The sequence below is a fragment of the Streptomyces pactum genome, assembly GCF_002005225.1.
GTDB lineage: Bacteria > Actinomycetota > Actinomycetes > Streptomycetales > Streptomycetaceae > Streptomyces > Streptomyces pactum_A.
On sequence record NZ_CP019724.1, the window covers coordinates 5,822,033 to 5,842,782 of the forward strand.

The window sequence follows — 20,750 nt, forward strand, 5'->3', positions numbered from 1 at the left end:
CGGCGGGGCGCGCCCGTCACGGAGGATGGACGCGTGCAGCCAACCACCGAGGCAGCGTCCAGGCCGCCGCGCGCCGGCGAGCGGATCATGGCCGCCATCAACCGCGACCCGCTCGCCGCCCCGCACCGCGACCGGAACGACACCCTGCTCGCCGCGGCCCTCCTCACCGCGGCGGCCTGCATCGCGCTGCTCACCGACGAGGGCCGCCGCCCGGACGCGGTGGGCTGGACCCTGCTGGTCGCCGGTCACGCGCCGCTGGCACGGCGCAGGCAACGCCCCCTGCTGGTGCTCTGCCTGGCGGCAGCCCCGATCGCCGCCTTCCACGCCCTCGACCACAACCACTCGGCGCCCGTGCCCGCGACCATGGTGGCCCTCTACACGATCGCCACGACCGGCACCGTGCGCCGCACCCTGGTCACCGGCGCCGTCGTCATCGGCCTGGGGCTGACCATGAACGCCCTCACCAACCCCGAGGGCATGACCGAGCTGCTCCGGATCACCGGCTGGGTCGTCGCCGTCCTGTTCTGCGGCATCGACGTCCGCTACTACCGCCATTACGTCGCCTCCATCGTCGAGCGCGCCGAGCGCGCCGAACGCACGCGTGAGGAGGAGGCCCGGCGCCGCGTCGCCGAGGAGCGCCTGCGCGTCGCCCGGGACCTGCACGACCTGCTCGCCCACAGCATCACCCTCATCGGCGTGCAGACCTCCGTCGCCGCCCACGTCCTGACCGCCGACCCCGGGCGCCTGGACCGGGCCGCCGTCGCCAAGGCCCTCGACGACATCGCCGAGACCTGCCGGAACGCGCGCGGCGAACTGCGCACCACGCTGGAGGTCCTCCGGGAGCAGGACGCCCCCGACGCCCGCGGCCCGCTGCCCGGACTGCACGGCCTGGCCGACCTGGCCGAGGCCGCACGGCTCGCCGGAGCGCGGGTCGACCTGTCGGTACGCGCCGACGGCGTCCCGCCCGCGGTCGGCGCCGCCGCCTACCGCATCGTGCAGGAGGCGCTGACCAACGCCGTACGGCACGCGGGCCCAAAGCCGTCCGTCCGCGTCGAGGTCCACGCCGAGCGGGGCGCCCTGCGCCTGGCCGTGACCGACGACGGCACCGGGCCCGACCCCCACGGAACCCCCGGTTTCGGCCTGGTCGGCATGCGCGAACGCGCCCGCAGCGTGGGCGGCACACTCGACGCCGGGCCGCGGGACGGGGGCGCCGGCGGCTTCGAGGTGACGGCGGTCCTGCCGACGCCCGCGGCGCCTTCGGCACCCGCCGCGCCCCTGACCACCGTGACCCCGGAGAGAGACGGATGACCATACGCGTGCTGCTCGCGGACGACCAGAACCTCGTCCGTGCCGCGTTCGCCCTGCTCGTCGCGTCGGCCCCGGACATGGAGGTCGTCGGCGAGGCGGGCACCGGCCGCCAGGCCGTGGAACTGGCCCGCGCCGAGCGCGCCGACCTCGTCGTCATGGACATCCGGATGCCCGACCTGGACGGCATCGAGGCGACCCGGCTCATCGCGGCCGACGAGGACCTCGCGGGCGTGAGGGTGCTGGTCCTCACCACCTACGACACCGACGACAACATCGTGGCGGCCCTCCGCGCGGGCGCCTCCGGTTTCCTGGTCAAGGACACGAAGCCCGCCGAACTCCTCGACGCCATCCGCACCGTGACGGCGGGCGACGCGCTCCTGTCGCCAGGCCCGACGGCACGGCTGATCGAGCGCTTCCTGCGCAGCCCCTCGGCGCCCGTGGCGGGCGGTGGCGGCCCCGACTGCCTGTCGGACCGCGAGCGCCAGGTGCTCACGCTCGTCGCGCGCGGCCTCAACAACACGGAGATCGCCGACTCCCTGGGACTGAGCCCACTCACCGCGAAGACCCACGTCAGCCGCATCATGGGCAAGCTGGGCGCACGTGACCGGGCCCAACTGGTCATCGTGGGCTACGAGTCGGGGCTGGTGACGCCGGGAGTCCGCTAGACGAGCTATTGCGACCCGAGTGCCGTGTCCGCCCGCTGGTGGGCGCCGCGCAGTGCGCGGGAATCTCCGCGGGCGGACCTGATGGATCCGGCTGACGTCCGGTTCTTGCCGATGCAGCGTCACCCGCTGTTGCCCTGCCGGGCGCGGTTCCCGGCAGGCAGCAGATGCCCTAGGGCGAGGCCGGTCGGCGGCGGCAGCGGCGTGTGCGCGCCGTCGGCGCGAAAGGAGTCGAGCAGATAGCCAACCAGGCGCCGTGAGGCCGCTGCGGGGTCGGGTGTGGCGCCGAGCGCATTGTTCGCGAGCAGTACGACCGTCAGATCCGAGGGATGGAAGTCCTTCCGCAGCGCTCCCGCGCTCTGCGCCCGTCTGACCAGGGCCGTAAATCCGTGCTCGCCCTGCAGCCGGCGCCGGGAATGGTCCGCGGCCGCGTCCGGGAAAGCGTTGAGGAACGCCTCCGTGAAGCCGCGCTCGGCTGCCTGCAGAGCGCACACCTTCTCGATCACGTGACAGAAACCGTGCCATGGATCCGGGTCGTCCAGTGCTTCGACGAGGGCCGCAGTACACGCGTCGAGCTGGTCGGCGAAGATTTCCCTGATCAGTTCGGAGCGGGTCGGGAAGCGGCGGTAGAGCGTGGCGACGCCCACCCCGGCCTTCCGCGCGATGGCCGCCATCGGTACCTCAACCCCGTGCCGGGTGACGGCCTCGCGGGCGGCCTCTACGATCCGTTGCCGGTTGCGCTCGGCGTCTGCGCGCAACCGAGTGGATTTCGCTTCGATCTCTCTCACCTCCGACTCAAGTGGACGATGGTATCCACTTACCGTCGTACGGTCGATCGCAGACAGCGATTACGGCGAGGTGTACGACATGACCGAGATGATGCGAGCCGCACTGTACGACCGCTTCGGCGGCCCCGAGGTGCTGTACGTGGGCGAGGTGCCCAAGCCCGTGCCCGGGCCCGGCGAAGTGCTGGTGAAGGTCGGCGCGATGAGCATCAACGGCGGTGAGCTGTATGCCCGCGCTGGTCGGCTCAGGCTGCTCACCGGCAGGAAGTTCCCGCTGCGCACCGGCCTGGACTTCGCTGGAGAGATAGCCGGGTTCGGCTCTCCCGCCGCCGGACTCGCCCCTGGGGATCAAGTCTGGGGCGTCATGGCGCGCTCCTCCGGCTTCGGCAGTGCGGCACAGTACGTCGTCGTCCGACCGGAGCAGATCTCCCGGAGCCCCAAGGGGCTTGACCCCGTCGACGCTGTCGCGCTGCCCGTGGGCACCACAGCCATCACCGCCCTGCGGGACAAGGCGCGACTGCGTCCCGGCGAGCGTCTCCTGGTGCGCGGTGCGGCCGGAGGTGTGGGCAATGTGGCAGTTCAGTTGGGAAAGGTGATGGGAGCTCGTGTCACGGGGCTTGCCCGCGCGGACAACCTGGCCCTGGTCCGCGAGCTGGGCGCCGACGAGGCGCTCGACTACCGATCTACCACGCCGACCGACCTCGGCCACTACGACGTTGTCCTGGACACCGTGGGCAAGGATCTACCCGCCTACCGCAGGCTCCTCGCCCCGGGTGGACGTATGGTGGCCATCGCCTTCGACGCCGACCGGATCGCCGCCTCTCTCGGCTATCTCCTGGCCAGCGCCGTGCACGGCCGCAGCCGGGCGCGTTTCTTCAGCGGCAACCCGAAGACCGAGCTCTTCACCGAACTGACGTCATACGTCGAGCAGGGCATGCTTCGTCCGGTCGTAGACACGGTCTTCCCTCTGGCGGACATCGCGGCCGCCCATCGTGCGCTGGAGGCGGGCGGCGTGCGCGGCAAGCATGTCGTGCGCATCGACTAGACGAGTCGTCCCGAAGCTGACGACGCGTCCGGAAGCGTGATGAGGGTGTCCAGGACCATTCTCTGATGAATGACCTGGACACCCTGCTGACCGCACTGCACGTGAAGATCGACGACGAGATCGGAGAAACCCGATGGCTGGGCAGGCCACCGAAGTTGGCGGATTCCGGCCTGTGGGCGCTGGCGAACCCGAAGATCGACGAGCGCGAGGTGCTCACCGCGGTGCTGGATCGCGAGCCAGAGGCGGTCACCGACCGTCCCGGACTGCTGGTGATCGCGGACAAAGGCTTCGCATCTATGGAGAACAGCTCGTCTAGGCCCAATGCCGGTGACTTAAGTTCTGTCCTGCCGAGTGATGGTGACGGTGTCCGGTGCGGGTGGTGTCCAGTTGGAGTGCTCGGCCCGTTTGAGCGGCCAGTTGGACATCTTGCGTTTGATCACTCGGGGGCAGGTGCGGTGGCGGCGTGGGGGCAGGAGGCGTTCGGCGATCTCAGCCAGGGTGCGGGCCAGTGCCCGGGCGAGTCGGCCGGGGGGAAAACGCCGCCTGGGCCGGGACCTGGCGGCGCACGATCCGCAGGGACCGGGTGAAGGACAGGCGGTCAGGGTCCAGACCCTCGCGCAGGGCGCTTTGGTGCATCAACTGCCGGACGGCGTGGTGCACCAAGAGGAAGCCGTAGATCTCCTGCTCCACACCCCACGGGTATTTCGAGCGCAGGATGAGCTTCGGGCCGCGTTGGTGAGTCTTGATCTCGTCCAGCGTGGTCTCGATCTCCCACCGCTGGGCGTAGAGCGCGGCCAGCTCCCGCGCGGGTGCTTCCTCTGGATCGAGCAGGCTGGTCAGCAGGCGGTAGACGGTGGCGTCGCCGGTGCGGGCGAGGGTGTACTCGATCACCCGGACCACCACCGGGTTGCGGCGGCTCCTGCGGTCCTTTTCGGCATGGACCGTGCTGAGGTAGGAGCCATCGCCGAGGACCTGGGTGACAGGCAGGACCGCGCTCTTGCGCACGCGCCACAGCAGGTCCGCGCCGCTGTCCCGGGCGGCCTGCCACAACTCGAATCCGTAAAAGCCCCGGTCGGCGAGCAGGAGCATCCCTTCCTGAAGCTGGGGGAACAGCTGCCGGGAGAGTTTCTGCTCGCTCGCCGACTGCGGACCGATGACGGCCCCGAACACCGCGTGGGTGCCGCATTCCGCCAGCGCGACCAGCCGTGCCTGCGGGAACGCGGCTGCTCCGCGCGTCGAGGCATGGCGGCCGAAGAACTCCTCGTTGGCCGCCGTGTCCGCCACGTCCAAGGTCGTGCCGTCCACCGCGACCAGACGCCAGTGCCGGTACCAGGCACCCGCCGTCTCGGGCACGGCCACCGGCCGGCAGACCCGGGCGAACAATGCCCTCAACGGTTCTGTGCCCAGACGCCGGCGTGCCCGCCCGATCGCGGCGGTCGTCGGCACCCGCCACGACCGCCGCCCATCACCGAGCCCCTCGCCCAGCAGCCGGGCGACCTCCTCGTATCCCTGCCCGAAGAACAGGCACATCGCGAGAACGAAGTAGACCACCACCCGCGCCGGCAGCAGACGGCTGCGCTGCTCGGTCCGGCCGCTCTCGGCGATCACCTCATCGACCAGATGAGGCGGAAACGCCTGCGTCAGCACCCCGATCGCGATCCGGTCCGACAACCGCTCATCCGCAGGCGCCCTGACCTGCCCCACCCTCGCCACACAGCAGACAACGAGGCACAGCCGTCTAAGTCACCGGCATTGGTCCTAGTCGCAGTAGGTGTCCGCGTCCGGCCGCTGCCCGGTCGCCAGGAAGTGCGAGACGACGTGGTCGCCGCAGGCGTTGCCGTTGGCGAGGTAGGCGTCGTGGCCGGTGGAGTCCACGGTGACCATGACCGCCCGTCGGCCGAGGGCCTCCCGCATCTTCAGGGCGCCGCTGAGCGGGGTGTTGACGTCCCGCTCGTTCTGGACGAGCAGCACGTTGGACGGCCCCCGGCCGGTGATCCGCACCGGCGCCTCGCGCGGCGGGTACGGCCAGGCGGCGCAGAGCATGGCGTTGCGGGGCATGCCGGCGGTCAGCGGGTACTCGGCGCGGCTCTCGGTGACGTCCTCCTGGTACTCGGCGGCGGATTTCGGCCAGGCGACGTCGTTGCAGAGCGTCCCGGCTCCCACGGCGGTCACGTTCTGCAGCACGGTCTCGGGCGGCGCCTGGGGCGCGGGCGGGACGGTGCCCTGCCGCGCGGCCCGCATCAGCTTGGCGAGCGTCGGGTAGCGGCTGGGGGCGGCGAGGCTGTCCAGCATGGTCTGGCGCAGCACGTTGCCGGTCAGCTCCTCGGGGTTGGCCCCGGGCCACGGGATCGGTTCCCGGTCGAGCCGGGCGGCCAGCCGCAGGAACAGCGGCCGTACGTCGGCGGCCCGGTGCGCCAGGCGGTCCGGGTTGCCGGGCCGCGACGCCCATGCGGCGAAGTGCGGGAAGGTGTCCTCCACCCCCTGCTCGTGCCCGGCGAGCCAGGCGCGGTTGACCCGGGCGGGGTCGGGGTCGTCGAGGCTGTCCAGCACGATCCGGTCGGTGCGGTGCGGGAAGAGCTGCGCGTACACGGCACCGACGTACGTCCCGTACGACACTCCCCACGCGGAGATCTTCCGCTCGCCGAGCGCGGCCCGGAGCCGGTCGATGTCGCGGGCCTCGTTGGCGGTGCTGAGGTGCCGGATCAGTTCTCCGCCGTTGCGTGCGCAGGCGTCGGCCACGCGCCGGGCGGTGACCATGTTCGCGTCCACCGAACCGTCGGGGGCGGGCCAGGGGCGGAGCCTGGAGGTGGCGAGGTCCGCGTGCTCCAGCCCGCAGTCGACGGGGGTGGAAGGGGCGAGCCCGCGCGGTGCGAACCCGATGAGGTCGTGGGTGTCACGGACGTCCCTTGGCAGCTTCCGCCCCTTTCCCGACGGGTCGTTGAGGCTGGAGCCGCCGGGCCCGCCGGCGATGAGCAGAAGGCTCCCGCGCCGGGCGTGCGGGTCCTCGGCGGGGATGCGCGAGACGGCGATGTCGATCCGTGGACCGCCGGGGTCGGAGTAGTCCATGGGGACCTGGAGGGTGGCGCACCGCTGTCGGGGGTCGACGGTGGCGCCCTCGCAGGCGGTCCAGGCGAGGGGCTCGGTCCCGGGCGGGCCGCCCGTGGCCGCGGAGGCGGTCACGGGCGCGGTGGCGGCGAGGAGGGCGGTGGACACGCCGAGGAGGGCGGCGTTGCGGAGGGTGCGCGTGCGCTGCGTCATGCGACGAGCCTCGCGGACCTGCGGGGGTCTCCCCATCCGGGCAACAACCTGAAACAGAGGGGGGATTACCCCAGTGCGCGGCTCAGGGTTCTCCCGGACCGGCCGGGGCTGTCAGACGAAGAAACTGTCGTGCCTGACCTGGAACTCCCGCAACTCCTCGCCGCCCCGCTGCGCGAACTCGGCGACGCGCTCGAAGTACTCCTCGCGCGGGGCGCCCGGCGAGAACAGCATCAGCATGGACAGGGGCTCGTCACTGTCGTTCTTGAAGGCGTGCAGCCCACCGACCGGCACGTACAGGAAGTCTCCCTGCCGTCCGGTGACCCAGCGCTCGCCGTTGTAGAGCTCGACCTCGCCCGACAGGACGTAGAAGGACTCCGAGATGCTCCGGTGGAAATGAGTCTTGGCGCCGGGCGCCTTGGGCCCCATGTCGACCTTGTACAGCCCGAACTCCCCTCCGGTGGAGGCGTGGCTCGCGAGGTAGTGGGTGGTGGTGCCGTTGGGCGCCACGATGTCGGGCGGGGTGTCGGCGCCCCTGAACACGGCGTTGATCTCGCCCTTCTCGCCGAGGTAGCGCGGCTCCGGGTACGACATGGGATGCCCCCTTTGTTCGTTTGCGGGTCTGCGGGGCAACTCTTGCGTACGAGGGCGCCTCCGGTCATCGTCCGAGAGATCGAGAGGGGCGGGGCGAGAGGCGTAGGTCGTCGGACCGTCCGCTGGTGGAGTGGCCGTGGGGCCGCCCGCTTCTTGGCCAGTGTCGTGCCTCCGCGACCCGCGTCAAGGGCGCTCCGCGTCGCCTTCGGCGATCGGCCTGCGGCCGCCCCTTGACCCGGCTCGCTCCAGCACGGGTGAGAAGCGTGCGGGCGGCCGGGGGAGAGCGGGTGGCCCGGCCGGTGAGATCCCTTGCGTCGGCTGTGTACGTGTCCGGTGTGCGGGGGCGCGTCCGCGTCTCGCCAGCACGCCGGGTGGGCTTGGCGGCTTGCGGTGGTGGGTGGTGGGTCGTGAGTGGTGGGGGGTGCGTGTGTGGTGTGTGGTGAGGAGCGGATTGCGGAGGGGCGGGGGGGTGGGACCCCTCTGAAATGGATGACACTTCGGCCCGAAGTGTCATCCATTTCAGAGGGGTCCCACCCCCGGGGCCTTGCTGCCTTCTGGCGTTGGCCGCCGAGACGGCGTGGCGTGCCGCCAGCGGAGCCGTCGCGCCCCCCCGCGCCGGGTGCGTACGCAGTCGGCGGGAGGGGCCGGCGTGCCTGGGCCACCACTTTCCCGGGCCGCTCGCTCGCTTCTGACCCGTGGTGGAGCGAGCCGAGTCAAGGGTGGCCCGCAGGGCCATCGCCGAAGGCGACGCGCAGCGCCCTTTACTCGGGTCGCGGAGGCACGACCCTGGCAAGGAAGCGGGCGGCCCCCACGGTGCGTACGAACTCCGTCCAGGCAGCCGACCCGACGACGATCACCGGGCCGCCGCCCACCTTGCTGTCCCGGACGGGTACGACACCGGGCACTCCGGCGGCGACCTCGATGCAGTTGCCTCCGTCGCCGTTGCTGTAGGTGCTCTTGCGCCAGATGGCGTCGCTCAGGTCGTACTCGTGCATCGTCTGAAGTCCTCAGCCGCCGATCGGACCAGGGCGAGGGACGCCTCCGGCGACAGTGCGGCGCCCCTGATCAGATCGTAGGCTCGGCGTGCACGCTTCACCACCGCTGGATCGTCCAGCAAGCTCCCCGAAAACGACGTTTCTGTATAGGCGGTTGGCGGCGCGTCCTCGAACTCCATGAGTCTGAGGGACCCGCTGTTGGCGGGGGCGCCGGCCGAGAAGGGGAACACCTGAAGCAGCACCCTGCGCTCGGCGGCCAGCGCAGCCATGTGATCCAGTGTCTCCGCCGTTGCTCCGGGCCCACCGACCGGTACGTGGAGCACCGTTTCATGTACCACCGCCCAATACTCGGGCCGTGTAGCGTCCTTGAGGATCCCTGATCGTTCCACCCGAGCGGCGACTCTGTCCTCGACGAACTCGTCCGTCGCGAACGGATGCGTTGCCAGTGTGAGCGCTCTCGCATAGGTCGGCGCTTGCAGGAGCCCGGGCACCACGGTCGGTTCGAAGTCGTAGACCGTCGAAGCGAGCCGCTCCAGTTCGACGACCCCCGCGAAGTAATCCGCATACCTGGGATCATCAATCAGCTTCCGGCACAGCCGCTCGAAAATACCGTCGGCTTGTAGCGTCTCGTCAATCCGCTGAGCGACATCCAACTGCGGTTTCCGAATTGCCTGTTCGAACTGCCCGATGTAACCCCCGGACACGAAAACGCGCGCCCCAAGCTCCACTTGGGTGATTCCCGCGTCCTCCCGCCGGCGTTTGAGTTCCGTTCCGAAGAACTCCCACGCCGCCTGCCGCGAACCATTGGCCATAACCAACCACCCTGTACTGAACCGCACTTGTAGTGCACGTACTCCTGCCGAGTGTAGTCACGACACGGCATTCTGGGGACACGAAGAGTGAAACCGTAAAGGGAAGGGGAGCACGGTGGAAGCACCACACTCGGCGCTCTGCGTCGGAGAAGCGGAGGACACGGTGAAAGAATTGCGCGCAGCGCTCGCGGAGGCCGGAATTACTCTCCCCTCCCTCGGGCTCGACCCGGTGAGTCTTGCGCGGGAGGCACCCTGTCCACTCATCGAATTGGGGCGGTGTTCCGTCGAGACCGCGCAGCGACTCGCGGCGGCGCTGCGATGATGCCGCCGGTCGGGGCGTACGCCGTCGACACCCGTACGGGCCGGGTCGGCCTCGTCATGGGCCACGAGGGCCCGTACGTCCAGATGCGCCCGTACGGCGGGGGCCGGGAATGGGACGCCGACCCGGGTGACGTACGCCACGCCACCCCGTCCGAGCGGCTCAGCGCGGCGACGGCGTACACCAACGCCCGAAGTCGTGGCGAGGTGCCTTGAGGCATGCGCGAGAATGGACGCCATGAGTCTGTTCCGCGACGACGGCATCGTGCTGCGCACCCAGAAGCTGGGTGAGGCGGACCGGATCATCACCTTGCTCACGCGCGGTCACGGACGCGTACGCGCCGTGGCGCGCGGGGTGCGGCGGACGAAGTCGAAGTTCGGGGCGCGGCTGGAGCCGTTCTCACACGTGGACGTGCAGTTCTTCTCCAAGGGGAGCGAGCTGGTCGGGCGCGGGCTGCCGCTGTGCACGCAGAGCGAGACCATCGCGCCCTACGGTGGCGGGATCGTGACGGACTACGCGCGGTACACCGCCGGGACGGCCATGCTGGAGACGGCCGAGCGGTTCACCGACCACGAGGGCGAGCCGGCGGTGCAGCAGTACCTGCTGCTGGTGGGCGCGCTGCGGACCCTCGCCCGGGGCGAGCACGCGCCGAACCTCGTGCTGGACGCGTTCCTGCTGCGCTCCCTCGCCGTGAACGGGTACGCCCCGACCTTCGGGGACTGCGCGAAGTGCGGGATGCCCGGCCCGAACCGGTTCTTCTCGGTCGGCTCGGGCGGCTCCGTCTGCGCCGACTGCCGGGTGCCCGGCAGCGTCGTACCCTCGCCACAGGCCCTGGAACTGCTCGGGGCGCTGCTCACGGGAGACTGGGAGACCGCGGACGCGTGCGAGCCGCGGTACGTACGGGAGGGCGGCGGGCTGGTGTCCGCGTACCTCCACTGGCATCTGGAGCGCGGCCTGCGCTCCTTGCGATACGTCGAGAAATCCTGAAGGAGACGAGAGACACATGGCCGTACGCGGGTTCCTGGGGCGTCAGCGCCGGGAGTACAGGACGCCGGAGCAGCACCCGTCCGGCGCGCGGCCCCCGAACCTCGGTGAGCTGGTACCGGAGCATGTGGCGATCGTCATGGACGGCAACGGGCGCTGGGCCAAGGAGCGCGGGCTGCCCCGCACCGAGGGGCACAAGGTCGGCGCCGAGCGGGTGCTGGACGTGCTCCAGGGCGCGATCGAGATGGGCGTGCAGAACATCTCCCTGTACGCCTTCTCCACCGAGAACTGGAAGCGGTCGCCGGACGAGGTGCGCTTCCTGATGAACTTCAACCGGGACTTCATCCGCAAGACCCGCGACCAGCTCGACGAGCTGGGGATCCGGGTGCGCTGGGTGGGACGGATGCCCAAGCTGTGGAAGTCGGTGGCCAAGGAGCTCCAGGTCGCCCAGGAGCAGACCAAGGACAACGACAGGCTGACCCTGTACTTCTGCATGAACTACGGCGGGCGTGCCGAGATCGCCGACGCCGCGCAGGCACTCGCCGAGGACGTGCGGGCCGGGCGGCTCGACCCGTCGAAGGTGAACGAGAAGACGCTCGCGAAGTACCTGTACTACCCGGACATGCCGGACGTGGACCTGTTCCTGCGCCCGAGCGGGGAACAGCGGACGTCGAACTACCTGCTCTGGCAGAGCGCGTACGCCGAGATGGTCTTCCAGGACGTCCTGTGGCCCGACTTCGACCGGCGCGACCTGTGGCGGGCCTGCCTGGAGTTCGCCTCCCGGGACCGGCGGTTCGGCGGGGCCATCCCGAACGAGGAGCTCCTCGCCATGGAGGGCCGCGTGGAGGAATCGTCCAGCCCGTCCTGAGTCTGAGGCCGTCAGGCCGTCAGGCCGGGAAACGGGAAAAAGGAGGCCCGGGGCTGCGGCCCCGGGCCTTGGCGGCTCAGCCGCCGGAGGCGTTCGCGCAGTCCGCGCAGGTGCCGAAGATCTCCACCGTGTGCGCCACGTTGACGTAGCCGTGCTCGGCGGCGATGGCCTCCGCCCACTTCTCCACCGCCGGGCCCTCGACCTCGACCGCCTTGCCGCAGGTGCGGCAGACCAGGTGGTGGTGATGGTCGTCGGTGGAGCAGCGTCGGTAGACGGACTCGCCGTCGGCGGTGCGCAGCACGTCGACCTCACCGGCGTCGGCGAGGGACTGCAGGGTGCGGTAGACCGTGGTGAGCCCGACCGAGTCGCCCTTGTGCTTGAGCATGTCGTGGAGCTCCTGAGCGCTGCGGAACTCCTCGACCTCCTGGAGGGCCGCCGACACGGCGGCCCGCTGCCGGGTGGCGCGGCCCTTCACGGGCGGTCCAGCGGTCGTCACCGGTTCCTCCTCACGTCTGCCTTGCCGGGCCATTGTGCCAGCCCGGCCGGCCGGCAGTCAGACGCCGACCTCGTCGGCGGCCCCCCGGGTGGCCGGAATCTTGCACTCCGTCGGATCCGTGGCGGGCTGCGCCGCCCTGAGCTCCCGCGCGCGTCGCCGGGCCAGTGGCGCCGCCAGCACGGTGAGCAGGACGAACGCGCCGATGGTGAGCAGCACGATGGTCGCGCCGGGCGGCACGTCCTGGTAGTACGACGTGACCGTGCCGCCGATCGTCACGCTGACACCGATCGCGACGGCGATCGCGAAGGTGGCGGCGAAGCTGCGGGTGAGCTGCTGCGCGGCGGCCACCGGGACCACCATCAGCGCCGACACCAGCAGCAGCCCGACGACGCGCATCGCGACCGTCACCGTCACCGCGGCGGTGACGGCCGTCAGCAGGTTCAGCGCGCGCACCGGCAGGCCGGTGACCCGGGCGAACTCCTCGTCCTGGCTGACCGCGAACAACTGGCGGCGCAGGCCGAGGGTGACCAGGACCACGAAGGCCGCCAGGAGGCAGATCGCGGTGACGTCGGACTCGCTCACCGTCGACAGGGAACCGAAGAGGTACGAGGTGAGGTTGGCGTTGGAGCCCGTCGGCGCGAGGTTGATGAACATCACGCCGCCGGCCATGCCGCCGTAGAAGAGCATGGCGAGGGCGATGTCGCCGCGGGTCTTGCCGTACCAGCGGATCAGCTCCATGAGGACCGCGCCGAGTACGGAGACCAGGGTCGCCATCCACACCGGGGACCAGGTGAGCAGGAAGCCGAGGCCGACGCCGGTCATCGCCACGTGGCCGATGCCGTCGCCCATGAGGGCCTGGCGGCGCTGGACCAGGTAGATGCCGACGGCGGGGGCGGTGATGCCGACCAGGACGGCCGCCAGCAGCGCCCGCTGCATGAAGGCGTAGTTCAGGATTTCCATCAGCTCAGCAGTCCCGTGCGGATCGGTTCGGCGCCCGCGGGTGCGTGCGGGTGTACGTGGTCGTGGCCGGGCAGCGCGTGCTGGCCGACGGCCTTCGGGGGCGGGCCGTCGTGCAGGACGCAGCCGTCGCGGAGCACCACGGCCCGGTCGATCAGGGGCTCCAGGGCGCCCAGCTCGTGCAGGACGAGGAGGACGGTGGTGCCGGCCGCGACCTGCTCGCGCAGGGTGTCGGCCAGGACCTCCTGGCTGGCCAGGTCGACGCCCGCCATCGGTTCGTCCATGATCAGCAGCTCGGGTTCGGAGGCGAGCGCGCGGGCGATCAGCACCCGCTGGTGCTGGCCGCCGGAGAGGGCGTTCACCGAGTCCTTGGCCCGGTCCGCCATGCCGACCAGGCCCAGGGCCCCGCGTACGGCCTCGTGGTCGGCCTTGCGCAGCACGCCGAAGCGGGCGCGGGAGAGGCGGCCGGAGGAGACCACCTCGGTCACCGTGGCGGGGACACCGCCCGCGGCCGTGGTGCGCTGCGGGACGTAGCCCACGCGCGCCCAGTCGCCGAAGCGGCGCCGCGGGGTGCCGAACAGCTCGACCTCGCCGGCCGTGACCGGCACCTGGCCGATGACCGTGCGCACGGCCGTGGACTTGCCCGAGCCGTTGGCGCCGAGCAGCGCCACGACCTCACCGCGTCCCACGGTGAGGTCGATACCGCGCAGGACGGGGCGTGAGCCGAGTTCGGCGCGGACGCCGCGCAGGGAAATGACAGGCTCGTCGCTCACGATGCCCTCCGTAACGATCGGTGCGCTCACTTGGCGCCGAGGGCGGCCTCGAGCGCCTTGAGGTTGGCCTCCATGACCCCGAAGTAGTCGTCGCCCTTGGACCTGTCGGTGATGCCCTCCAGCGGGTCGAGGACGTCGGTCTTCAGGCCCGCGTCCTTGGCGAGGGTCTTCGCGGTCTTGTCGGAGACCAGTGTCTCGTAGAAGACGGTGGTGACGCCGTCGGCCTTGGCCTCGTCCTGGAGCTCCTTGATCCGGGCGGGGCTGGGCTCGCTCTCCGGATCGAGGCCGTTGATGGCCTCCTGGGTCAGGCCGTAGCGCTCGGCGAGGTAGCCGAAGGCGGCGTGGTTGGTGAAGAAGACCTTGGTGTCGGTGTCCGCCAGGCCGTCCTTGAACGCCGTGTTCAGGCCGGCCAGCTTCTTCGCCAGCGCGTCGGCGTTCTCGCGGTAGTCCGCGGCGTTGTCCGGGTCGGCCTTCTCGAAGGCCTTGGCGACGCCCTCGGCGACCTCGGCGTACTTGACCGGGTCCAGCCAGACGTGCGGGTCGAGGGCGTGCTCCTCCTCCTCGGAGTGCGCCTCCTCGGAGTGCTCCTCTGCGGCGTGCTCCTCCTCGGAGTGGCCCTCGTCCCCGTGGGCGTGGTCGTGCTCGACGTTCCCGTGGTTCTCGAGCTTGGTCAGCGTGGCCGCGTCGATCTTGGTCTTCACGTCGGCCTGGGCGACGGCCTCGTCCACGGCGGGCTGGAGGGACTTCAGGTAGAGCACCGCGTCCGCCTCGCCCATCCGGGCGGTCTGCTTGGCGCTGAGCTCCAGATCGTGCGGCTCCTGGCCGGGCCCGGTGAGCGTGGTGACGTTCACGTGGTCGCCGCCGATCTGCTCGGCGAGGTACTGCATCGGGTAGAACGACGCGACGACGTCGAACTTGTCCGTGTTGCCCGCCGCCGCGCTGTCGCCGGAGCAGGCGGAGAGGGTCCCGAGGCCGAGTGTGGCGGCCGCGGTGACTGCTATGCCGGATATGTGGCGTCGTCGTACGTTCATGGCATTCATTTTCAACAAATATGGAAACCGTTGTCAACTGGCTGTCGGCCCGTCGGAAGATCGTCGAAGGGGAACCCCGATTTGGCCGGGGGGCGACCCACGCCGGTAACCTGAAGCATTCTCTGGAAGCATCTCGCTTCGTCGCCCGTCGTCGTAATGAAGAGAGCACCGTGGCCGCCGACAAGATCGACACCATCGTCAGCCTGAGCAAGCGCCGTGGCTTCGTATTCCCGTGCAGTGAGATCTACGGCGGTCAGCGCGCCGCCTGGGACTACGGTCCGCTGGGTGTCGAGCTCAAGGAGAACCTCAAGCGCCAGTGGTGGCGCTACATGGTCACCTCGCGCGAGGACGTCGTCGGTCTCGACTCGTCCGTGATCCTGGCCCCCGAGGTCTGGGTGGCCTCCGGCCACGTCGCCACCTTCACGGACCCGCTGACCGAGTGCACCTCCTGCCACAAGCGGTTCCGCGCGGACCACCTGGAAGAGGCCTACGAGGAGAAGAAGGGCCGCGCCCCGGAGAACGGCCTCGCGGACCTCAACTGCCCCAACTGCGGCAACAAGGGCACCTTCACCGAGCCCAAGCAGTTCTCCGGCCTGCTCTCCACCCACCTCGGCCCGACCCAGGACAGCGGCTCCGTCGCCTACCTGCGGCCCGAGACCGCGCAGGGCATCTTCACCAACTTCGCCCAGGTGCAGACCACGTCGCGCCGCAAGCCGCCGTTCGGCATCGCCCAGATGGGCAAGTCCTTCCGCAACGAGATCACGCCCGGCAACTTCATCTTCCGCACCCGCGAGTTCGAGCAGATGGAGATGGAGTTCTTCGTCAAGCCGGGCGAGGACGAGAAGTGGCAGGAGTACTGGATGGAGCAGCGCTGGAACTGGTACACCGGCCTGGGCATGCGTGAAGAGAACATGCGCTGGTACGAGCACCCGGCCGAGAAGCTCTCCCACTACTCCAAGCGCACCGCCGACATCGAGTACCGCTTCCAGTTCGGCGGCAGCGAGTGGGGCGAGCTGGAGGGTGTCGCCAACCGGACGGACTACGACCTCTCCTCGCACGCCAAGGCCAGCGGCCAGGACCTCTCCTACTTCGACCAGGAGGCCGGCGAGCGCTGGACGCCGTACGTCATCGAGCCGGCGGCCGGTGTCGGGCGCGCGATGCTCGCCTTCCTGCTCGACGCCTACATCGAGGACGAGGCCCCGAACGCCAAGGGCAAGCTGGAGAAGCGCACGGTGCTGCGCCTCGACCCGCGCCTCGCGCCGGTGAAGGTCGCCGTCCTGCCGCTGTCCCGGAACCCGGAGCTGTCGCCCAAGGCCAAGGGCCTCGCCCAGGCGCTGCGGCAGAACTGGAACATCGACTTCGACGACGCCGGTGCGATCGGGCGGCGTTACCGCCGCCAGGACGAGATCGGTACGCCGTTCTGTGTCACCGTCGACTTCGACACGCTCGACGACAACGCGGTGACGGTGCGGGAGCGGGACACCATGAAGCAGGAGCGGGTGTCGCTGGACCAGATCGAGGGGTACCTGGCCTCCAGGCTCGTCGGCTGCTGAACGTCCGTTCGCGTTGCCGTACCAGGGGGCTGCGCCCCCTGGACCCCGGGCCTGTGCCCACCCGCCGACCGGCTCGGTCGGGAGAGGGGTGAGCGTCCCAGGTCCGTGATTGGCCCCCGATGGAGGATCCCGAGTGGTCCTCTGCCGGGGGCCGTCGCGTTGTCAGGGTGGTGGGCATGAGCATCGCCTTCCTGCTGACCACCCTCGTGGTCGTCGCGACCCCCGGCACCGGGGTCGTCTACACCCTCGCCGCGGCCCTCTCGCGCGGGCGCCGTGCGAGTGTCGTCGCCGCTCTCGGGTGCGCGCTCGGCATCGTGCCGCACCTGCTGGCCACCGTCACCGGGGTCGCGGCGGTGCTGCACGCCAGTGCCACCGCCTTCCAGGTCCTCAAGTACGCCGGCGTGGCCTACCTGCTGTACATGGCGTGGGCCACCCTCAGGGACAAGGAGGCGCTCACGGTGCGCGACGAGCGGGCCGCTCCCGTCCCGGCGGGGCGGGTGATCCTGAGGGGTGTGCTGATCAACATCCTGAACCCGAAGCTGACGCTGTTCTTCTTCGCCTTCCTGCCGCAGTTCGTGGACCCGGGGCAAGCCGGCGCCCTGCCGCGCATGCTGGTGCTGGGCGGCGTGTTCATGCTGGTGACCTTCGTGGTGTTCGCCGCGTACGGCGTCCTGGCCGCGTCCGTGCGCAGCCACGTCATCTCCCGGCCGCGGGTGATGGCGTGGCTGCGGCGGAGCTTCGCGGGGTCGTTCGTGGCGCTCGGGGCGAAGCTGGCGTTCACCGCCCGGTGAGGGGGCGTCAGCGGCCAGGGAGAGCCTTGGCGGTAAGAAGCGGTGCGGCGGCTCAGTCGAGCGTCCGGGGCAGGCGCAGGCTCAGCAGCCCCGTCAGCGCCACCGCGGCCAGTTGGACCAGCAGCGTCGTGATCAGGGCGTCGCGCATGCCCAGGCCCGGGACGAGGGACAGGAACAGGGAGCCGAGCGTCGCCACACCCAGGGCCAGGGACGACTGCTGAGTGGTGATCATGACGCCGCTGCCGACGCCCGCGCGGGCGGGCGGGACCTCGGACAGGACGATCCGGAAGACCACGGGGAGCTGGAGCGCCTGCCCGGCACCGGCGACCGCCGCCCCCGGGAGCAGCTCCACCAGTCCGAGGTCCGGCCAGGAGCGCCAGGCGGCCAGCGTCATCAGGGCCAGCCCCACGCCCTGGAGGACGGCACCGGCCGGCACCACGCGGGTGCCGTACCGGGCGACCAGCCGGGGGCCGGCCAGGGAGCACAGGAAGAACACCACCGCCAGCGGCGCCAGGGCCAGCCCCGCGTCCACCGGGCCCAGACCCGCGCCCCGCTGCAACGCCACCGCGATCACGAACATGAAGCCGCTGAAGCCGATCGAGAACGGCACGATGAGCAGCAGCCCCCGCCGCAGCGAGGTGATCGCGAAGAGGCTCGGCGGGACCAGAGGCGTACGGCCCGCCCGGTCGGCCCCGCGCTCCACCGCGTAGAACGCCGCCGCCACGAACGGGAACGCCGCCAGCGACAGCCACGTCCACGGCGGCCAGCCCGCCGCCCGGCCCTCGGTGAGCGGGACCAGGAGGGTGAGGAGCGACGCGGCCAGCAGGACCGTGCCGGGGAGGTCGACCGGCTCCGGGCGCGTGGCGCGGGTCTCCGGGACCGCCCGGACGGCCAGCAGCAGGCCCAGCAGCACGACCGGGACGTTCACCAGGAAGGCGGAGCGCCACCCCGTGCCGGCGATGTCGGCGGCCACGAGCAAACCGCCCAGGATCTGGCCGGCCACCATCGAGAGGCCGGCCGTGGCCCCGTACAGGCCCATGGCCTTGGCGCGCCGGGCACCGGACGTGGTCGCCTGGATGGTGGCCAGCACCTGCGGCAGCATCGCGGCGGCCGAGGCGCCCTGCGCCACCCGCGCCGCCACCAGGGACCAGGCGTCCGGCGCCAGCCCGCACGCCAGCGAGGTCACCCCGAAGGCCGCCATGCCGCCCAGGAACAGCCGCCGCCGGCCGAACAGGTCGCCGAGCCGGCCGCCGAGGACGAGCAGGACGGCGTAGGCCACCCCGTATCCGACGACGACGAGTTCCAGGACGGCCTCGCTCGCGGACAGGTCCGCGCCGATGGCCGGCAGGGCGACGTTGACGATGAAGAAGTCGATGAGGGGGAGTGCCGCGGCCAGCAGCACCGTGAACAGGCCGAGGCCGCCGAGCGCGGGCGGTGGCGGGGCGGCCGGGCGGACGGGACGGGAGGGGACGGTCGTTTCGGTCACGGGGACGAGACTGCGGCGCTTTCCAGGGTGGTACCAGAGTGTGCTTGTCCTGGTAGAAGAAGTACCTGGCAACAGGGTCCGGAGCGCGGCACCCTGGGTGCATGACGACGACAGCCCAGGAGACGGCCCCGCACTCCCGGCCACGCGACGAGGGCTCGGCGGTCCGGCGGCACGAACTCGCCGCCTTCCTGCGCAGCCGCCGCGAACGCATCGCCCCCGAGCAGGTCGGGCTGCCCCGCGGCCGTCGGCGCCGTACACCGGGGTTGCGGCGCGAGGAGGTCGCCCAGCTCTCGGCCGTCGGCGTCACCTGGTACACCTGGCTGGAGCAGGCCCGTGACATCCAGGTCTCCGTGCAGGTCCTCGACGCCCTCGCCCGCGCCCTGCTGCTCGACCCCACCGAGCGGGCCCACCTCTTCCAGTTGGCCGGAGCGGTCGACCCGACGCCCGCGACGGCCTGTCCGTCCGTCACCCCGGCGCTGCGGTCCGTGCTGGAGCAGTTCGAGCCGTACCCCGCCTGCGTGCAGAACAGCCGGTACGACATCCTCGCCCACAACCGCACGTACGGGCTGCTGCTGTGCGACCTGGAGGCGGTGCCGCCCGAGGACCGCAACTGCATGGTCCTGAGCTTCACCCACGACGAGTGGCGCTCCTCGATCGTCCATCTGGAGGAGACCCAGCGGGTGATGGCCGCCCGCTTCCGCGCGTCGATGGCCACTCACCTCGGCGAGCCCGCCTGGAAGATGCTCCTCAAACGGCTGAGCGCGCAGTCGCCCGATTTTCGCGAGGCCTGGGACCGGCACGAGGTCGTCGCGCACCGGGGCAAGCGCAAGGAGTTCCTCAACCGGTACGTCGGCCGGGTCCGCGTCGACCACACGGACCTGTGGCTCGGCCCCGGCGCAGGACCCCGGATGGTGACCTACGTACCGGCCGACGAGGCCTCCCGGGAACGGCTGGAGAGGCTGCACGCGATCGCTCTGGAGCGCGGGCCGACATCGCCGGGGTGAGTGCCCGAAGTGCGGGAACCCGGAGATATGCGGAAGGTGATGTTCCCAGGGTTTCCACAGCTTGCACAAGCTTGCACAGGCGAGGACGAACAGCCATGGCTGAGCAGAAATCGGCGCAGACGCTCCCGAGGCCGTTGCACGCGGCCGCGTCCGCGCTGCGGAAGGTACCGGGCGCCGGGACGGTCGGCAGGGCCGCCGAGGGCACGTTGGACAGGATCGGGGCCGTGTCGCCGCGCGGGCGGCGCGTGCTCGTGTACACGGGGGCCGGGGTGCTGGGCGTCGCCGGACTGGTGGAGTGGCCGGTGGCGGCCACCGGGGCGGCGGTGGCCTGGCTGACGCGGCCACGGCAGCAGGAGTCGCCGGAGGCGGAGACCGCGCGGGCGCTGCAGAACGGGGCGAAGCGGCCCGGCGGCGGCGAGAACGGCGGTTCGGAAAAGGCCGGTACGGCCGGGACGAGTACGGCCGGGACGAGTACGGCCGGGACGAGTACGGCCGGTACGAGTGCGGCGAGGAAGAGCCCCGCGCGGCGCGATACCGCGAAGAAGACCGCCGGGACACAGGCCGCCGCCAGGAAGAGCCCGGCGACGAAGACCGCCGCGAAGTCGGGCCCCGCCGGGACGAGTGCCGCGAAGACGAGCCGCGCGAAGAGCACCGCCGAGAAGACGGCGGCCAAGAGCACCCCGGCGAAGAGCACGGCCGCGAAGAGCACGGCCGCGAGGAGCACGGCCAAGAAGACGGCCGCGAAGAGCACCACGGCGAAGAGCACGGCGAAGAAGGCGGCCGCGAAGAGCACCACGGCGAGGAGCACGGCGAAGAAGGCGGCCGCGAAGAGCACCACGGCGAGGAGCACGGCGAAGAAGGCGGCCGCGAAGAGCACCGCCAAGAAGAGCACCGCCAAGAAGAGTCCCGCAAGGAAGAGCACCGCCAAGAAGGCCACGTCCGGTCCTTCCCGCGGCGCTTCCTCCCGCGGTTCCTCCTCTCGCGCGCGCAGCGAGAAGACGGCCGCCTCCACACGAAAGGCGGGCTGAGAGA

General features: G+C 71.0%; 22 protein-coding genes and 1 pseudogene. 12 read left to right on the forward strand and 11 right to left on the reverse strand.

What is annotated here, in order from left to right:
* Positions 1-33: 33 nt before the first annotated feature.
* Together B1H29_RS24855 and B1H29_RS24860 are read left to right on the forward strand one after the other, a co-directional pair.
* Positions 34-1,308 carry a sensor histidine kinase gene (locus tag B1H29_RS24855; RefSeq protein WP_055416823.1) on the forward strand — a complete coding sequence of 425 codons (1,275 nt, stop codon included), beginning with the start codon at positions 34-36 and terminating at the stop codon, positions 1,306-1,308.
* The gene (locus B1H29_RS24860) at positions 1,305-1,973 is read left to right on the forward strand and encodes a response regulator (protein ID WP_055416822.1); all 669 of its coding nucleotides are present in this window, start codon (positions 1,305-1,307) and stop codon (positions 1,971-1,973) included. Before B1H29_RS24855 ends, B1H29_RS24860 begins: the two co-directional genes overlap by 4 nt.
* Positions 1,974-2,092: 119 nt before the next feature.
* Here B1H29_RS24860 and B1H29_RS24865 read toward each other — a convergent pair whose 3' ends face one another.
* Positions 2,093-2,758, reverse strand: coding sequence for a TetR/AcrR family transcriptional regulator (locus B1H29_RS24865; RefSeq protein WP_234392953.1), 666 nt, complete (start codon positions 2,756-2,758; stop codon positions 2,093-2,095).
* 79 nt (positions 2,759-2,837) lie between these two features.
* Here B1H29_RS24865 and B1H29_RS24870 point away from each other — a divergent pair, with 79 nt between their 5' ends.
* Together B1H29_RS24870 and B1H29_RS40235 are read left to right on the forward strand one after the other, a co-directional pair.
* On the forward strand, positions 2,838-3,800 hold the full coding sequence (locus B1H29_RS24870; RefSeq protein ID WP_055416820.1) for an NAD(P)-dependent alcohol dehydrogenase: 963 nt from the start codon (positions 2,838-2,840) through the stop codon (positions 3,798-3,800).
* Positions 3,801-3,862: 62 nt separating this feature from the next.
* Positions 3,863-4,102 (forward strand): annotated as a pseudogene (locus tag B1H29_RS40235) (hypothetical protein); the annotation flags it as partial.
* Between the two features lie 187 nt (positions 4,103-4,289).
* Here the strand turns inward: B1H29_RS40235 and B1H29_RS24880 are convergent.
* The 5 genes from B1H29_RS24880 to B1H29_RS24900 all read right to left on the reverse strand — a co-directional run bounded on the left by B1H29_RS24880 (position 4,290) and on the right by B1H29_RS24900 (position 9,456).
* Positions 4,290-5,513 carry an IS4 family transposase gene (locus B1H29_RS24880; protein ID WP_055416240.1) on the reverse strand — a complete coding sequence of 408 codons (1,224 nt, stop codon included), beginning with the start codon at positions 5,511-5,513 and terminating at the stop codon, positions 4,290-4,292.
* A 45-nt stretch (positions 5,514-5,558) separates the two neighbouring features.
* Positions 5,559-7,058, reverse strand: a complete 1,500-nt coding sequence (locus B1H29_RS24885; protein ID WP_055416819.1) for an alpha/beta hydrolase — start codon at positions 7,056-7,058, stop codon at positions 5,559-5,561.
* Between the two features lie 111 nt (positions 7,059-7,169).
* A complete protein-coding gene (locus B1H29_RS24890) occupies positions 7,170-7,649 on the reverse strand; it encodes a cupin domain-containing protein (RefSeq protein ID WP_055416818.1) in 480 nt (159 codons plus the stop codon).
* Between the two features lie 761 nt (positions 7,650-8,410).
* Complete coding sequence (locus B1H29_RS24895) at positions 8,411-8,644, reverse strand: DUF397 domain-containing protein (RefSeq protein WP_055416817.1); 234 nt, start codon at positions 8,642-8,644, stop codon at positions 8,411-8,413.
* Entirely contained in the window at positions 8,626-9,456 is an 831-nt protein-coding gene (locus tag B1H29_RS24900; RefSeq protein WP_055417725.1) for a helix-turn-helix domain-containing protein, read from the reverse strand. Before B1H29_RS24900 ends, B1H29_RS24895 begins: the two co-directional genes overlap by 19 nt.
* A gap of 115 nt (positions 9,457-9,571) precedes the next feature.
* On the opposite strand from B1H29_RS24900, the gene B1H29_RS39490 reads away from it, so the two are divergent.
* The 4 genes from B1H29_RS39490 to B1H29_RS24920 are packed head-to-tail and all read left to right on the forward strand — an operon-like array spanning position 9,572 to position 11,627.
* The gene (locus B1H29_RS39490) at positions 9,572-9,778 is read left to right on the forward strand and encodes a hypothetical protein (protein ID WP_079160442.1); all 207 of its coding nucleotides are present in this window, start codon (positions 9,572-9,574) and stop codon (positions 9,776-9,778) included.
* Positions 9,775-9,990, forward strand: coding sequence for a hypothetical protein (locus tag B1H29_RS24910; protein ID WP_055416816.1), 216 nt, complete (start codon positions 9,775-9,777; stop codon positions 9,988-9,990). Before B1H29_RS39490 ends, B1H29_RS24910 begins: the two co-directional genes overlap by 4 nt.
* 22 nt (positions 9,991-10,012) lie before the next feature.
* Positions 10,013-10,762: a DNA repair protein RecO gene (gene recO, locus B1H29_RS24915; protein ID WP_055417724.1), complete on the forward strand. Its 750-nt coding sequence runs from the start codon at positions 10,013-10,015 to the stop codon at positions 10,760-10,762.
* Positions 10,763-10,778: 16 nt separating this feature from the next.
* Positions 10,779-11,627 (forward strand): isoprenyl transferase, encoded by an 849-nt coding sequence (locus B1H29_RS24920; protein ID WP_055416815.1) that lies wholly within the window; start codon positions 10,779-10,781, stop codon positions 11,625-11,627.
* A gap of 76 nt (positions 11,628-11,703) precedes the next feature.
* On the opposite strand, the gene B1H29_RS24925 is transcribed toward B1H29_RS24920, so the two are convergent.
* From B1H29_RS24925 to B1H29_RS24940, 4 genes are read right to left on the reverse strand one after another with little or no spacing between them, the layout of a single operon-like run.
* Entirely contained in the window at positions 11,704-12,123 is a 420-nt protein-coding gene (locus tag B1H29_RS24925; RefSeq protein ID WP_055416814.1) for a Fur family transcriptional regulator, read from the reverse strand.
* Positions 12,124-12,180: 57 nt separating this feature from the next.
* Positions 12,181-13,083, reverse strand: a complete 903-nt coding sequence (locus B1H29_RS24930) for a metal ABC transporter permease (RefSeq protein ID WP_055416813.1) — start codon at positions 13,081-13,083, stop codon at positions 12,181-12,183.
* Positions 13,083-13,853, reverse strand: coding sequence for a metal ABC transporter ATP-binding protein (locus B1H29_RS24935; protein ID WP_055416812.1), 771 nt, complete (start codon positions 13,851-13,853; stop codon positions 13,083-13,085). Before B1H29_RS24935 ends, B1H29_RS24930 begins: the two co-directional genes overlap by 1 nt.
* Positions 13,854-13,879: 26 nt before the next feature.
* Complete coding sequence (locus tag B1H29_RS24940) at positions 13,880-14,884, reverse strand: zinc ABC transporter substrate-binding protein (protein WP_055416811.1); 1,005 nt, start codon at positions 14,882-14,884, stop codon at positions 13,880-13,882.
* A 170-nt stretch (positions 14,885-15,054) separates the two neighbouring features.
* Between B1H29_RS24940 and B1H29_RS24945 the strand changes: the two genes are divergently transcribed.
* Complete coding sequence (locus B1H29_RS24945; RefSeq protein ID WP_055416810.1) at positions 15,055-16,437, forward strand: glycine--tRNA ligase; 1,383 nt, start codon at positions 15,055-15,057, stop codon at positions 16,435-16,437.
* A gap of 176 nt (positions 16,438-16,613) precedes the next feature.
* Positions 16,614-17,228, forward strand: coding sequence for a LysE family translocator (locus B1H29_RS24950; RefSeq protein ID WP_055416809.1), 615 nt, complete (start codon positions 16,614-16,616; stop codon positions 17,226-17,228).
* Between the two features lie 52 nt (positions 17,229-17,280).
* On the opposite strand, the gene B1H29_RS24955 is transcribed toward B1H29_RS24950, so the two are convergent.
* Positions 17,281-18,714: an MFS transporter gene (locus tag B1H29_RS24955; protein ID WP_055416808.1), complete on the reverse strand. Its 1,434-nt coding sequence runs from the start codon at positions 18,712-18,714 to the stop codon at positions 17,281-17,283.
* 101 nt (positions 18,715-18,815) lie between these two features.
* Between B1H29_RS24955 and B1H29_RS24960 the strand changes: the two genes are divergently transcribed.
* Together B1H29_RS24960 and B1H29_RS40060 are read left to right on the forward strand one after the other, a co-directional pair.
* Positions 18,816-19,718, forward strand: a complete 903-nt coding sequence (locus B1H29_RS24960) for a helix-turn-helix domain-containing protein (RefSeq protein ID WP_055416807.1) — start codon at positions 18,816-18,818, stop codon at positions 19,716-19,718.
* Between the two features lie 95 nt (positions 19,719-19,813).
* A complete protein-coding gene (locus tag B1H29_RS40060; RefSeq protein WP_324610972.1) occupies positions 19,814-20,746 on the forward strand; it encodes a hypothetical protein in 933 nt (310 codons plus the stop codon).
* The last annotated feature ends 4 nt before the right edge of the window (positions 20,747-20,750 follow it).